The sequence below is a fragment of the Enterococcus sp. DIV1059_2 genome (assembly GCF_051713685.1).
Lineage (GTDB): Bacteria > Bacillota > Bacilli > Lactobacillales > Enterococcaceae > Enterococcus_D > Enterococcus_D casseliflavus.
This window is the reverse complement of the sequence record NZ_JBIOQK010000001.1, coordinates 2402962-2417996: the sequence shown is the minus strand read 5'-3', so window position 1 is coordinate 2417996 and position 15035 is coordinate 2402962. Positions and strand designations below refer to the sequence as shown.

Here is a 15035-nt window from a genome sequence, read left to right as displayed (position 1 = left end):
GCTGCTCTTTGGGAAGGCCTGATCCTTGATCGATTTCAAGGGAAAGATACGCTGAAAGGTGGGGCATCAACAAATGAACAAGAAAAAGAGAAAGGTATATTTCACCATCATTATTGGCTTACTTGGAGGACTCTACTTTTTCTCAACCATGAGTGTGTTTTCTTCAAACGTTTTCTTTGCTGCGCAGCTGGAGGAAAAAACGGTTGCGAGTGAATCATTCGATCCGATACGAGAGCAAGAGGCTGAGGAAAGAGTTGCCATTTATTTTGATGAATCAACGAAATCCGGGACTGTAGGAGACCTGTTACTGGTTGCGTTTCATACGGACCGTCCCATTAGTGAAATAGCGATCCGATTGCCGAAAGCTGCGGTTATTGCTGAAGAGGAGTTGCCAAAGGGAGTCAAGATGACGCCACTCACTGAAGAGAACGGTTGGAAACTAACGACCGATACCCCTAGAAGTGATTTTTTGGTTCCATTGATAGTTGATACAGCAGGATCGTTTCCATTTGAAGCAGCAGATTCAAAGATAATGCTTGAAATAAAGGAAGCACGGGAAAACCTTACGGACACACAAGAGGATGAGCGAACTGATTCGAGTGACTCCACTGATCAATTGGATCAATTGGATCATTTGGATCAAGAGGATCAAGAAGATCAACTAGCAGAAGAGAAGGAAATAGAAAGCCAGCTTCCTGAGGCATCAGCATCTGATCCTGGCAATCTTTATCTTTTAGGCGACGACGTAAAAAAGAGAGGGGTTGCTAACTGGGTCGAATTTATGGCTGCAATGGTCGATCCGACGGTCAACTATATTTATTTGACAGCCAGTTTTCAAACGAACGATAATCCTCGTTTAGGCATTACGGGAATTGACGGCTGGAGCAGCAGCGTCAATCCTAACGGCGGATTAGCCTATGTTTATATCAATGCCTCGAGAGTTTCAAGAACGTTAATCATCGATGGCCTCGACAACTATCAGATGGATCTTAGAGCCGTAGCGATCTGTTTCCGCGATTCGAGTGTCAATCCTGATTCTCCATGGGACATTACTTTGCAAAATTTGGAACTCTATCATGGAAACTTTTGGGGGGCAATTGAATACCATGATTTGAACATGACAAATCAGCAGCGTTCAATCATTCGATACCACAATCTCAACCATACGGGCAATCAGTTGTTTTACGGGTTGCACTCTCGAGCCAGCTTTTCTGGACATTCGGTTTCACACCAAACGCCTAGATATACCTCAGACTTCAATGCTTCTTGGACGATTCACACAAATACTCAGGCGAATTTTGAAATCAACCAAATAGAGCTTCGTGAGGGAGCAAACGTCGAAATGTCGACGATCAGCTCAGGAAATCTTGATTTTTATAATACAAATGCGCGTCTCGTATTAGGGGATAATGCCCGACTATCATTAAATGCCAACGGTTCAGCTGGTGAAGCAGGCGGTGCTAATATTCGCTTTGTCGCTGGCAATGGACGCATTGAGTTAGGAAAAGGCGCGGAATTGGCACTAAATACACAAAACAACAGCCCAGCAGTCATCACATCAGGCACGCCCCATGATATTCGCTTAATGGAAAAAAGTCGCTTGTCGGTTGCTGCTGCAAACCGAACGTTGTACAGTCATATTTTCTGGTTAAGTGCCAATACGCATGTCACCTTAGAAGACAGCAGCACCTTAGAGGTTGAAGCAACAAATCAAAATACAACCGCAAATATCTTCCACTTCTCTGGCACGACTGGCAATCTCAACGTAGGCAAAGATGCTACCTTAGATATTCGTTCGGACAGCCCACAAGCTGTCCAACGGCTACTTTTCTTTACCGGCGCCAACAATCCCGCAAGATTGACGATCGACGATGCCAAGCGTGTCAATTTGCAAAGAACCCGCCCCATAACGACCACCACAAATGGTCTAATTGAAGGGGGAGGAATCACTGCAAAGAATCAGGCGATTCGCCAGTGGCGGCATGGAAATACAGGAGAGACAGTTGATTTTCAGTGGCAACCGATTCTGTCCATGACTGCGGCGATTTCAGGAACCAATACCAATGTGACCAATGTATCTTCGCTGAATGAGGAAACAAGTCGAGGGTTTGCCGCGCAGTTTGCTTCTCGTTCGCAACGGCTATTGTTTGAGAACATACCAGACGTCACGGTGACCATCGATCCTTTGACAGAAGATAGAACCTTACCTAATGCCTATACGATTTCGGGAACCGCCAATCCTGGTAGCTACCTTCGATTCCAAAGAGAGGGACTGATGCCAGAACCGACGCTTGAAACGACAGTCGATAGTGCTGGCAATAGCACGTATTTTCACACCCAAGCGGATGAAAACGGGCATTATTTACTTGATCTATCTGATTTAGAACCTTTCCAGTATTTTACTCAAGGTGAGGTGGTCACCGCTCAGGCATTTCTTGATGGCAAATGGGCAGAAGCATCAACCACTGTGGAACCCATTGGTGACGTAGACCCAAAAGATCCCCTTGATCCTGATCAACCGATTCTACCTGAAAATCCACCCTTGATACCAGAAAATCGCGGGTTTATCAGTATAGACTTTGTTTCACAATTCGATTTTGGTACAGTACCGATTCGCTCGTCGACAAGCCGCTATCCGGCGCGTCCGCAACGAATTTCTTTAGTGGATGATCATGAATCAACCGAACGACCAAACTACATTCAGGTTTCCGATCGTCGATTTCTTCAAAAGGGCTGGACCTTGAGTGCCCGATTATCAGAGGAAGGGTTCGTTAGCACGGATGCGTTTAAGCACCACTTAAAAGGAGCGAGTGTGCATTTGACGAATATTGAAATGGTTACCTCTAGAGAAAATCCCTCTGAAGCACCAGACTACTTTGATGCAATCGAGCTGGGACCGCAGAACCAAGTGATTGCACGTGCCAATGAAAAGCAAGGGGCGGGAACTTGGATTCAACGCTATGGAAACGAGGATACCATGCAAAAAAGTGTCGAGCTGGAAATCCCTATTGGCGCGAGGCCGCAAGCAACAAGTTATCAAGGAACCATCCATTGGGAGCTGAGTTTCGTACCTGGTGCTGACGAATAACCCCTTGGAAAACAAGTAAGTATGTTCTGCAATCGTGAATATGATCGAACACTGTAAAAGTTGATCAGACAAAAAGAAGTCCATTTGCCATTGGACTTCTTTTTTGTCTGAAACAAACGAGTAGTGGTTTACACTACTTTTCCCACTTTGGTAGATACGCTTTTCAATCAATAGAAGTGAGTGAAACCACAGGTAGTGTATCGATGAGCAAAATCATAACATGGTAGTCCTCAACAAAATCACCTAAGCAATGTGTCTTCTCCAGAATAAATTTTATTTAGCTATTTTAGTAATTAAATCCTGCTCAAATATTTTAATTTTCGCTTGCCTTTTGATATGCTAAGAACAAGGGGGAATCAAAGATGGAAGTTGATCTACAAATGCTGGCGATGATTTTCTTTATCAATCTCGCCTATGTCACATTGAACACACTGCGATTTTTATTGACAATGAAAGGGTATCGCGTGATTGCCCCATTAGTGAGTATGATCGAAATCACGATCTATATTTTAGGCTTATCTATGGTATTGGATCGTTTGGATAACCCGCTGAATCTCTTGTTCTATGCACTAGGCTATGCTGCAGGAGTCAGTATCGGGATCAAAATCGAAGATAAGCTGGCTCTGGGCTATACAATGGTCACAGTGATCCTACCTAGTAATACGGATGAAGAAAAGAGTTTGCCGAAGATTTTGCGACAAGAGGGTTATGGTGTGACACAAAGCTTTGGTGAAGGATTGGAAGGCCCGCGACTGATTTTAGAGATTCTTTCCCAAAGAAAAAGTGAGAAAAAGCTCTATCAAACGATCAAAGCGGTGGAAGAGCGAGCGTTTATCATCAGCTATGAACCCAAGTATATTTCGGGCGGTTTTTGGACCAAAAAAATCAGCCGTAGAGAGGCGAAGTTGAAAAAGCAAGCACCTGTTGATTGAGGAACTAGAGGCAGCTTGATCCATTCGTGAAGAATAGTTGCATAATAAGCAGGGAGTTTATTGATGAGAGGAAGCGTTAGGTGTGGAAAAGAAAGCAAATGGCATGATGGCGGTCATCGCTGCACTGATCTCAAACATTTTGGTAGCGATCAGTAAGTTTGTCGGTTATGCCTTGAGCGGTAGTGCGGCCATGCTGAATGAAAGCATTCATAGTGTCGTGGATTGCAGCAATCAGATCTTTTTATTGATCGGTGATAAACGGGCAACAAAGGGACAAAGTGAGCTGCATCAGTTTGGTGAAGGTCGGGCGAAATATTTTTTCAGCACGATCGTTGCGATGATGCTCTTCTTTGGTGGGGGCGCATTAGGCGTGATGGAAGCAGTGGAAAAGCTGCTGCATCCCGCCCATGAAGTCGGCAATACCTGGTTAGTGATCGCTATCTTGATCTTCGGGATGATCGTTGAAGGAAGTTCGTTGTGGATCGCAATCAAGGAGATCCGCGAGCTAAACGTCGAACGTCAACCAATCTATCGTTTTTTGAAAGAAAGTCGGCATAGTGAGATTTTGATCATTTTCACAGAAGACTTTTGTGCGGTGATCGGTCTGATGATCGCACTGATCGGAACGGTTTTAACAATGATTACCGGGAACGCATTTTTTGATGCCTTCAGCGGCTTATTGATTGGTCTTTTATTGATGGTAGCAGCGATCTTCTTAGCCCGCGAATTTTACAGTCTACTGATTGGGGAAAGTGTTACTAAACGTGATTTAGCAGTGATCAAACAAGCGTTTGAACGTCCTGATGTTGATCGCTTGATCGATGTGAAAACAGTCCATTTAGGGCCAGCAGAAATTTTGATTGCAGCGAAAGTCGATATTGCCGCAAAACAAGAAGAGGTCGGCTATGAGATCATTAATGAGATCGAAGCCGAGATCCGACATCAAATGGCAGATAAAAAAGTCTATATTTATATTGAAACGGATGAGTACGATCCTCACTACATGGAGAAGCGGCGCAAACTTGTGCGACCTTCCCACTGATTTAGCTAGAATAAAGCTGTTTTTTTTGATACAATAGACAAGGATTATCACATAGTGAAGGAGATTTCAAAATTATGATCAATGCAAGTGACTTAAGAGCTGGAATGACGTTTGTTCAAGACGGCAAACTTATCAAAGTATTAGATGCCAGCCACCACAAACCAGGTAAAGGAAATACGGTTATGCGTATGAAATTACGTGACGTTCGGACTGGTTCTACTTACGATACAACCTTCCGTCCAGAAGAAAAATTTGAAAAAGCGCATATCGATACGAAAGCTGTACAATACCTATATACAATGGACGATACCGCATTCTTTATGGATCTGGAAACCTATGAACAATATGAAATTCCAGTTGAAGTGGTTGAAGAAGAAATGAAGTTCATTCTAGAAAACATGGAAGTAAAAATCCAATTCTTCGGCAGCGAAGTGATTGGCGTGCAACTACCTTCAAGCGTAATCTTGAAAGTTGTTGAAACACAGCCATCGATCAAAGGGGCAACTGTGACTGGTTCAGGAAAGCCAGCAACGATGGAAACGGGCTTAGTTGTCAATGTTCCTGACTTTGTTGAAGAAGGCGAAATGCTAGAAATCAATACAGCTGAAGGTACTTATTTAAAACGTGCAAAATAGCAAAAAAACCGCGACTTGTTCGCGGTTTTTTCTTTGCTCTTGTCGTGTTTAGAAGTGGCTCATTGTCCTTTTGCCGATCTTTTTTGTAACGGATAGATACTATAAGGTTTACTGATAAAGTAGGCGACGGAGCAGACGATCACAAAGAAGGGTAGGTTTTGAAAGCCAAAGACTTCTCCACCAATAAAGATCGGTGCAAATAAGGTGCTAGTGGCGCTGCCAAAAACACTGGCATAGCCTAGTGCTGCTACCAGTTCGATAGGCAGTCCGAACAGCGGCGCCAACACGACCCCCAAAGAAGAGCCAATCGCAAACAAAGGGGTGACTTCTCCACCCAAAAAACCAATGCTGATGGTTAATACGGTCAATACCAACTTAAGCAGCCAATCATAAGAATAGATCGGTTGCTTCGTGAAACTCGCGCTGATCAAATTTGTTCCTAAGCCTGAATAACGCCCTTGATACAACAAAACAAAAAGCAAGACTAACGCCAATGCGCCAATCCCAATACGCCACAGTGGATTCGGGAAGCGCCGCTTCATGATGCGTTTCATCGTTTCTAAACAGCCCGCAAAGCTGCCGCCAACCATACCAAAAATCAACCCAATCACAAGTAATTTCAGAAAAACAGGTATCGTCAAATCGACGGATTGAGGCAACATAAGACTAAATTTTTCTAAGCCTAACCATTGAGAAGTCGTACTAGCAGTGAAAGCAGCCAGCAAAGCAGGTAAGAGGGCATGATGACTGAATTTACCGATGACAAGCACTTCCAATGCAAAGAACGTTGCAGCGATGGGGGTTTCAAATAAACCAGCAAATCCCGCAGCCATCCCAATCATGATCAGGGTGCTGGCGTACTTTTCTAGTCGCACCCAATTTCCTAAACGATTGGCGATGGTGGCACCTAACTGAACCGCAACTCCTTCTCTGCCTGCGCTTCCTCCAAATAAATGCGTCAGCCAGGTTCCCACCATTACAAAAGGAATCAAACGCAGCGGAATATCTTTTTCTTCTTCCTGCCCGACTAAAAACACTAAGTTCATTCCTTGAGGACTCCGATCGCCATACTTTTGGAAAAGGTAAGTAAAGCAAATACCGATAATTGGTAAGAAGAGAATCAATGGCAAAAAATGACTTTCACGGAAGGCACTTAAGAACAGCAAAATTTTGCCAAAGAAAGTGTCAACAGCTCCAGCAAGCACCCCAATCACCAGACTGAGCAAACCTAATGCAGTCAGTTCAAAATACGTTGTTTCTTGTTTCTTCATTTCTATCACGATCCTTTAAAAAAGATAGGAATAATGCTCTTGCAACTATGATGAACGAGTGAAAATAAAAAATGACTACTACACACTAAAAAAAAGTGGTAGAAGTCATTAGCAAAATTGCGGTTTCAGTAAGAACTGAGGGAGACATTCATTCCCTATTAGCATCAATATTATCTGATAAAACCCTCGTTTTGTCAATGGATGCTGGTCGTGAAAAGCAATCCAACGAATACTTATCTTTTATACATACTTATGGTAAAATTAATTTCATAAGAATTTACATGTGAATCGAGCGTCGGAAGAGTCGCTGGCAAGAAAAGGGATGAAAGGACGATCCTTCTACTGGTTGACCAAGGGAAAAACAGTAGGTAGTGAGGAATCGAAGGGGAAGAAAGAATGATTGCATTTATGACGATCGAAAAATGGCTGCAAAGTGAGCGTTTTTACTATGTGTTCCTACCAATTCTCATGGTGGTTGGTCTGATCGCATTATTAGGGTTCCTGATGGTTCTGCTTTATCGAGAAAACCGTAACCCGAAAGTGACGCTATTGCTTGGCGGCATAGTCGTTGCGTGTCTGCTAGGCTTTTTTATTGGAGATCAAGTGTATGGTGAATTCAAAACGTATAATGCGCTGATCACACCGAATATCCGAGACCGCGAAAAAATGTTTTTAGGCTATAAATATTACGAATCTGATACTACAGCAGTTTATCAGCGCATCCAAAGCAATGAAGCGATTGAAACTTTAGGGATCTATCAAGCAGTACCAGTGGAACGGGCGATTGAATTTCTTGGATCTGCTCATAACTCCGTATATTTTAAAATGGGCGCCCAGGTTTACTATGCTCGCTATCAACCGACATTTGTGGAAGAGGAAACAACGGCTAAGCTGCAGGGGGTTCAATATCATTTGACTGATCCTTCCTTTGAAACGATCGGCTTCTATTCCGAAACCAACAACTATTTGACGGCAATTACGATTCCAAAGACTCAAGAAACCCTCGAATATCAATCCGTCGATTCTGTGATCCCGAAAGAATTTGGGAAAAGTCAAACCCAATGGGCGTTACCAAATAGGAATGAATAACCATAAAAGAAAACTACCTAAGTCACGAAAGAAAGCTCCTTCAAGCAGGAATCTTCCGTGCGCAGGTAGTTTTTTGTATGCTTGGTCAGATAACATTACTCTCGCTATGGCTGCTCAGGTAGTCCTCTTTCTTTTTGCGAGACAATTTTTTGAAGGCTGCTTCTGCTTGAGTGGCTTCACTGCGAGTAAAAAAGCTTTCCGCATGGATCATTTGTAATGGTCTGCGACTAGCAGGACGGGTATATTTTGCTCCGATCCCTTTGTTGTGCTCTAATAAGCGGCGGCTCAAATCAGTGGTATAGCCACCGTAGAAGGATTGATCGTTGCAACGCAACACATAAAAATAATGATTCTCAGCAGCCATAGAGCATCGCCTTCACTTCGGGACTATAGGCACCCGTTTCATCATAGGTAATGAGAGGGGAATCAATTTTAAAGCCATCCGCCTTGCCATCCTTGATTCCTTCAATCAATAAAATATTGGCCTCTTTGCCTACTTTCGGATAGACGAAGCGGACGCGCTTTGGTGCGATTCGATGGGCGCGCATATGGTCCAAAATATCGAGAAAGCGATCCGGGCGATGAACCATCGCAAACCGTCCGTTCATTTTTAACGCTTTGCTAGCGGTTTGGATCACTTCATCTAAAGTTGTGGTGATCTCGTGCCGAGCGATCGCTAAATAGGGATTCGGGTTTTTGATCGCCGTCGGTACATTTTTAAAATAAGGGGGATTGCAGACCAATAGATCGACGGAATCAGGCTTGATTTTTTGAAAGAGGTTCTTCAAGTCCATAGGATAGACCGTCAGCTGGTCTTGCAAGTCGTTTAATTCGATACTGCGCTGCGCCATATCCGCTAAGCGTTCTTGCAATTCGATTTGATAAATATGAGCGGTCGTTTTTTTGCTGATAAATAAACCGACTGCGCCATTCCCTGCACAAAGGTCAACGATTACACCTCTTTTTGGCACTCTAGCGTAATTTGCTAATAAGACAGCATCTAATGAAAAAGAAAAAACTTCGGAACTTTGAATGATCTTGATGTCATCGGCATACAATTGGTCGATGCGTTCGTTCGGTTGCAACATGAAGCATACTCCTGTTCTAAATTCATTTCAATGTATTATACTACGATTAAGAATAATGGGAAACGCTAAAAAATGCTTGTCATTTAAACCGTTTTTTTGCATACTTGAATAGGAGAGAAATAGAAAGGAAAATGAGTATGTTTTTTCGCTTTATGCGCGGTGTGGTTCGCGTAGTATTATTTTTGATCAACGGCAATGCTCGTTATCAAAACAAAGAGGTTTTACCTAAAAATGAAAACTACATTTTAGTGGCTCCTCACCGAACCTGGTGGGATCCATTGTACCTAGCAGTGGCTGCTCGACCAAAGAAATTTAGTTTTATGGCGAAAGAAGAGCTGTTCAAAAACCCGATTTTACGGTTCATTTTGATCCATGCCAATGCTTTTCCAGTTAAACGAGACAAACCGGGACCGAGCGCGGTAAAGACGCCAGTCAAAATTTTGAAGGAAACGGATCTTAGCTTGATCATGTTTCCAAGTGGTACGAGACACGCAACGGCTTTAAAAGGCGGCATGGCGTTGATCGCAAAAATGGCTAAGGTCAAGATCGTTCCCTCTGTTTATCAAGGACCGCTGACGTTAAAAGATCTTTTTAAACGCAAGCGAGTAACCGTCCGCTTTGGGGAGCCCATTGACATCAGTGACATCAAAAAGATGGACAAAGAGGGCTTGGCGGAAGTCGAACGGCGCATCCAGGGTGCATTTGACACACTGGATCAAGCGATTGATCCGTCATTTGTTTATCAAATCGATGAGTCCAAAAGAGAAGATTAATACCTAAGAAAAGCCGCTGATCCTTTTGTGATCAGCGGCTTTTTTCTAAAGAGTTAATCCAATAATTCGAAAGCAAATTTGGTCCACGGTTTTAAATATTCCAATAAAGGCAGCTCGTCATTTGAAATGGCGCCGACTTTGTTTTTCCGTGTGTCTTGGTGAGGGGTCAAAACGATCTGCAATTCGTTTTTGTATTGGCCAAAGGTATCATTGCCGATAACGATGTCCCCATAGGCAAAAGGTTCTTGGTTTGTATGAGGGAGGTTTTCGATGGGACGGTACTTCACCCGTGACTGTGTGGAACGAGCGACTAACGCATTACTGTCACCACGCCGAAAATGATTGGTTTCGGCTAATATTCTTCGTTCGATTTCGCTGGCGTCTGCGTCTACGAGAACGCCAAAGGTCAGCTTGTAACGATCGATCGCCGCCAGAGCTTTCAGCTCTGCATCCGACGCATAAGCATTGCCGATAATCACGGTATCGATCAACCCAGAAGCAAAAAGCAGCTTCCCTTGCAGCGCCAATGGTAAATCTCGACAAGATTCTAAGGTCGGTAAGCCATCATTGACTTCCCAAGGGCCGATTTTGGCTGATTGACTAGTGATGAAGGCGGCTGTTTTCAACCCATATTTTTTAAAACGTTGGCTGCAGCTGCGGAAAAAAGCATCCGTTAAGCCTGTGCCTCGTTGGGGGTAAAAATTGTGGCAGCCATATAAAAAAGGTTCATTGGCTTGATAAGAAAGGATATTTTCTAAATAGTTCACATCATTACTCATATTCAATTCAATCGCCAAGCCAAATGGATTAAAGGTCAGCTGGGCTTCTTTACTGCCATCAAACCCTTGATCCAAGCGGATACCGTCCGCGCCTAATTCTGCAAAGAAGCTAAGATCGTCATAAGAGATCGCCAGATCACTAAAAACAGCAGGCGAAATATCTAATATCGTTTCAAAGCCAAGGTTCTTGGCAAAGCCGATAATCGAAGAGAATTTTTTTCTGACGGTCTCTTTGCCTTCACTGACTTCTAGCATACTCATAAATAAGCGAGAGTAACCAAGGGCAGCAGCTTTTTTTAAATAGTCTTGATCCAGTAAAGGATCGCTATGGTCGGGGTAAATCGAAAGGCCAATTTCTCGTTTCAATGGTTTTCCTTCTTTCTAAAAAACCGCACGAAACACCTCTTGGCATTGGAAAAAGCTGGTGAGGAAGGCTTCTTCTGTTTGTCTTGGTGGGTGCTTCGTACGACCTTTATTTACACATTATTGTGCGACTGGTTGATTTTCTTTTTCCAATTCGTTTTTGTCGTAGATTTTTACGAATGGGTAATAGATCAGGATCGATAAAAGAATCAAAAGAACATTCAGCACGATCGCACGCCAATCGCCGCCAGTCGCTAAGAAAGCGCCAATTGGTCCAGGCAATGTCCAAGGGGCATTGACCGTAACTGCATTGACTAAACCAGCTGAGGTAGCGACCCACGCAATGACGCCATTGATCAGTGGTGCAATGATGAAAGGTGGGATCAAGATTGGGTTCAAAACGATCGGTGTACCGAAAATCAGTGGTTCGTTGATGTTGAAAATAGCTGGAATCAAGGCTGTTTTTCCTAGTTTTGAACCGAATTCCGATTTGGTGCGAAACGCTAACAAGATAGCCAAACCAATCGTTGAACCAGCCCCACCGATCCAGATGAACCATTGATAAAATGGTTCGGCTGCGATATTGGGAATCATATCTCCTGAAGCAAGCGCAGTCGTATTTCCTTCCAATAACTGCAACCATAATGGACGAGCCAGTGAACCAACGATAGAAGCACCATGGATCCCGAATGACCAGAAGAAGGTCGTCAAGAAGGTGATCAAAAGCACACTTGGCAAAGTGTCTGCGGCACTGACTAAAGGATCAACGACTTTTGCCACGATCGTGTGCCAGTCAAAGCCGATATAGTAAGTGATCGCACCCATTCCTAAAATAATGACTAAGGTAGGGGTCAAGGCTTCGAAAGAGCGAGCGACTGCAGGTGGGACTTGTTCGGGCATCGTGATTTTAAATTTCGATTTGTCCGTTAACCGATAGATTTCAACGGCAAGAATCGAGGTGATGATCGCCACGAACATACCAGCACTCCCTAAATTGGCCATTGGCAAGACAAAGCCGACCGTTCCAGCAGCATCCAAGGCTTCTGCTGGGATATTGACAGGGGTGAAGGTCAGTAAGAAGGCGGTCGTAGCTAGGATCCCGCCAGAAAGACCATCAAGCTTATAAGAGCGAGAAAGACTGTATCCGATCCCGAATGCCGCATACAAGCTCATAATGTACATCGTCATTCGATAAGGCAATAAGATCGTTGTGGCATTGCTAGACAAGAATTGATAGATGCCCCAACTTTGAGGCAGCGGTGGAAAGGCTAAAATCATAAAGAACGAACTGACGATGATCAATGGCAAGGTTGAAACGATCCCGTCACGAACCGCCCGCAAGTGACGCTGGCTGCCAAGTTTTTCCATCGGTCCTGCCAAATGGCGCTCGATGAATTGAGTGAATTTATCTAACATGGTTTATCCTCCTAAGGTGTTTTACATTTTTGCTTCCCATGGATTCGGAATGATTTTCCCTAAAATCACGCCTTGGGCTGCCCCGGTTGCTGCAGGGGCATTATTGACACGGCTGTGAAGGGTTTCATTTCCTAAGATGGCAAAAGCCACCGCTTCTTTGGCATCGTTGGAACCGCCAATGTCATCTTGTGTTCCAACGGCTACTGATTCTGGTAAATAGCCTTGGATCAGTTCAATCAGCAGATGATTGTGGGCACCACCGCCCGAGAGAATCACTTCCAGATCGTTTGTTCCCAACTGAGGAAAAATGAACCGTTGGTAACTGTCAGCGATGGAAAAAGCGGTGAAATCGGTTAAAGTCCTCACCAAGTCTTCAGGGGCTGCTTCGGGATACTTGGTCAATAACTGCTGCACAAAATGTTTTCCAAAAAGCTCACGCCCGGTGCTTTTCGGCGGTTGCTGGGACAAATAAAAATGAGTTCTTAATTCCTTTTGCAAGGTGGGTATAATTGCTCCCGCACGGGCTGTTTCACCAAACGCATCATAAGGCTGGCCGAATAACTGAACCATTAATTCATCGATGACCATGTTTCCTGGACCTGTATCAAAGGCATACAGCTCGTTTAAGCTGCCACTTTTTGGTAGTACAGTAACATTGCCGATGCCGCCAATGTTTTGCAGCAAACGATTTTTGCTGTCTGATTGATAGAGCAGATAATCTGTATAAGGAACAAGAGGGGCGCCTTGACCGCCAGCAGCCATATCCATCACTCGAAAATCGGCGACGACTTTCGTTTGTAAGCCATAAGCGATAATCGAAGGTTCACCAATTTGCAAGGTGCTGTTTTTCGCTGGGTCAGAATCGGGGGAATGCCAGATCGTTTGTCCGTGGCTGGCAACAAAATCAATGCTTTTTTCTTCAATACCAGCCTTTTGGCAGAGGATTTGACACGCTTTCAAAAATTGATACCCTAGTTCAGTATTTAATTGGCAGATGAGGGGAACATTTGATTCTACCGGATCACAAGCGGTTTTTATTTGTTCCTTCAATTCTTCACCAATGGGTAGCGTGATCATTTCCAACAGCTGTACAGCAGTTTCGGTGCCGTAGCCATTGATTTTTACTAAAGCAGCGTCGATCCCATCCAAACTGGTTCCTGACATTAGTCCTATTGCAAGCATAGCGTTTCTCCTTTCTTTTAGAATAGTGATGAAAGCGATTGTTGAATTCGATTTCACACTCATTGTAAATGAAGTGTAATTATATTTCAAGATATAAATTTATAATTGAAAAAACATTTCAACATAATGATGTCAGGTCTTCGCTCTTTTTATCAAAAATGGGTGGTAAGTGAAATTTTGCTGGAAGAGAGATGTCTAACGATCAGGGAAAGTGGTATAATGATTGGAAGGATATTTTTTAAGAAGGTGAAGAAATGCGCTTTATACATACAGCTGATTGGCACATCGGAAAAAAACTACATGGCTATGATTTGCTGGAAGACCAGCGAGCAATTATTGATCAAATCATTGCGATCGCTTTAGAAGAAAAAGCCGCTGCCATCGTCATTGCAGGTGATCTGTATGATCGTTCCGTTCCCGCTGTCGATGCGGTCAAATTATTGAATGAAAAAATCGCAGAAATCAATCTAACGAATGAACTGCCTTTATTGGCTATCTCAGGAAACCATGATAGCCCAACGCGGCTAGAAACTGGTAGTCAGTGGTTTCAGCAAACACGTTTTTATCTGTCCACCAGCATCGAACAAAGTTTACAACCGGTCGAGTTTGACGATACACAATTCTTTTTGCTGCCTTATTTTGAACCGATCGAGGCGCGCTTATTTTTTCACGAACCGTTAACGAAAATTTCAGATAGTGTCCAAAGAGTGATCGAGGAGATGACCAAGCACTTTGATTCGTCAAAAAAACAAGTGTTAGTGACCCATTTTTTTGTGGCGGGCGCTAGCCAAACGGATTCTGAAACAAAAATTCAAGTTGGCGGATTGGACAGCGTGCCGACCACAGCTTTTGCGCCTTTTGATCGAGTCGTTTTGGGGCATTTACATGCCAATACCGCCCTGAAACATCCGAAAATCGGGTACAGTGGCTCTCCACTGAAATTTTCCCTTTCTGAACGGACGAACCAAAAAGGGGTCTATCTTGTTGATACTGTAAAAGACACCAATGAATTTATTCCCCTGACACCAAAAAGGGATATCCAGCAACTGACAGCCTCCTTTGAGGAGTTGATCGATCCGGTTTTTTACCGTGAGCTGGATCGTGAGGCGTTTTGGCATTTTCTGCTGACGGATCGTGCTGTGATTCCAAATATGATGAATCAGTTGCGAAAGATCTATCCATTTATTTTGTCTGTCGAACGGTTGAATGGTCGAGAACAGACGAAAAAAAGACAGCTAACGACACGAGAAACCGACCCGCAGGCCTTGATCAGTCATTTTTTTCAAGAGATGACGGGAGATTCATTGCTCGATGCACAAACCAAGTGGATCGAACAAGGATTAAATGAAGCATTTGTCGTGGAAAAGAGGGAATAGT

Annotated in this window: 13 protein-coding genes and 1 riboswitch; of the genes, 7 read left to right on the top strand and 6 right to left on the bottom strand. The window is 43.7% G+C overall.

The genetic code is table 11. From position 1 onward, the window contains the following. The first annotated feature begins 73 nt into the window (after positions 1–73). The 4 genes from IGI72_RS11185 to efp all read left to right on the top strand — a co-directional run bounded on the left by IGI72_RS11185 (position 74) and on the right by efp (position 5697). Positions 74–3088 carry a WxL domain-containing protein gene (locus IGI72_RS11185; protein WP_438754222.1) on the top strand — a complete coding sequence of 1005 codons (3015 nt, stop codon included), beginning with the start codon at positions 74–76 and terminating at the stop codon, positions 3086–3088. Positions 3089–3450: 362 nt separating this feature from the next. Beyond that, the gene (locus tag IGI72_RS11180; protein ID WP_005229664.1) at positions 3451–4020 is read left to right on the top strand and encodes a DUF2179 domain-containing protein; all 570 of its coding nucleotides are present in this window, start codon (positions 3451–3453) and stop codon (positions 4018–4020) included. 103 nt (positions 4021–4123) lie between these two features. Then, entirely contained in the window at positions 4124–5062 is a 939-nt protein-coding gene (locus IGI72_RS11175) for a cation diffusion facilitator family transporter (RefSeq protein WP_005229666.1), read from the top strand. A gap of 74 nt (positions 5063–5136) precedes the next feature. Next, positions 5137–5697 (top strand): elongation factor P, encoded by a 561-nt coding sequence (efp, locus tag IGI72_RS11170; protein WP_005229668.1) that lies wholly within the window; start codon positions 5137–5139, stop codon positions 5695–5697. Between the two features lie 59 nt (positions 5698–5756). On the opposite strand, the gene IGI72_RS11165 is transcribed toward efp, so the two are convergent. After that, on the bottom strand, positions 5757–6968 hold the full coding sequence (locus IGI72_RS11165) for a chloride channel protein (protein WP_121260985.1): 1212 nt from the start codon (positions 6966–6968) through the stop codon (positions 5757–5759). Positions 6969–7060: 92 nt separating this feature from the next. Continuing rightward, positions 7061–7133, bottom strand: a riboswitch (Fluoride riboswitch). Between the two features lie 231 nt (positions 7134–7364). Between IGI72_RS11165 and IGI72_RS11160 the strand changes: the two genes are divergently transcribed. Next, complete coding sequence (locus IGI72_RS11160; RefSeq protein ID WP_438754220.1) at positions 7365–8057, top strand: hypothetical protein; 693 nt, start codon at positions 7365–7367, stop codon at positions 8055–8057. An 85-nt stretch (positions 8058–8142) separates the two neighbouring features. On the opposite strand, the gene IGI72_RS11155 is transcribed toward IGI72_RS11160, so the two are convergent. Both IGI72_RS11155 and IGI72_RS11150 read right to left on the bottom strand, forming a co-directional pair. Next, on the bottom strand, positions 8143–8421 hold the full coding sequence (locus IGI72_RS11155) for a GIY-YIG nuclease family protein (RefSeq protein ID WP_121260989.1): 279 nt from the start codon (positions 8419–8421) through the stop codon (positions 8143–8145). Next, the gene (locus IGI72_RS11150; RefSeq protein WP_016610820.1) at positions 8411–9145 is read right to left on the bottom strand and encodes a tRNA1(Val) (adenine(37)-N6)-methyltransferase; all 735 of its coding nucleotides are present in this window, start codon (positions 9143–9145) and stop codon (positions 8411–8413) included. Before IGI72_RS11150 ends, IGI72_RS11155 begins: the two co-directional genes overlap by 11 nt. 137 nt (positions 9146–9282) lie before the next feature. Between IGI72_RS11150 and IGI72_RS11145 the strand changes: the two genes are divergently transcribed. Then, positions 9283–9918, top strand: a complete 636-nt coding sequence (locus IGI72_RS11145) for a lysophospholipid acyltransferase family protein (RefSeq protein WP_005229679.1) — start codon at positions 9283–9285, stop codon at positions 9916–9918. Between the two features lie 53 nt (positions 9919–9971). Here IGI72_RS11145 and IGI72_RS11140 read toward each other — a convergent pair whose 3' ends face one another. The 3 genes from IGI72_RS11140 to anmK form a co-directional block, all read right to left on the bottom strand. Next, positions 9972–11063 carry a DUF871 domain-containing protein gene (locus IGI72_RS11140; protein ID WP_266166577.1) on the bottom strand — a complete coding sequence of 364 codons (1092 nt, stop codon included), beginning with the start codon at positions 11061–11063 and terminating at the stop codon, positions 9972–9974. Positions 11064–11180: 117 nt separating this feature from the next. Beyond that, positions 11181–12476: a PTS sugar transporter subunit IIC gene (locus IGI72_RS11135; RefSeq protein ID WP_005229683.1), complete on the bottom strand. Its 1296-nt coding sequence runs from the start codon at positions 12474–12476 to the stop codon at positions 11181–11183. A gap of 21 nt (positions 12477–12497) precedes the next feature. After that, complete coding sequence (gene anmK, locus IGI72_RS11130; protein ID WP_395997808.1) at positions 12498–13658, bottom strand: anhydro-N-acetylmuramic acid kinase AnmK; 1161 nt, start codon at positions 13656–13658, stop codon at positions 12498–12500. A gap of 254 nt (positions 13659–13912) precedes the next feature. Between anmK and IGI72_RS11125 the strand changes: the two genes are divergently transcribed. Beyond that, positions 13913–15034, top strand: coding sequence for an exonuclease SbcCD subunit D (locus tag IGI72_RS11125; RefSeq protein WP_438754216.1), 1122 nt, complete (start codon positions 13913–13915; stop codon positions 15032–15034). Position 15035: the final 1 nt, after the last annotated feature.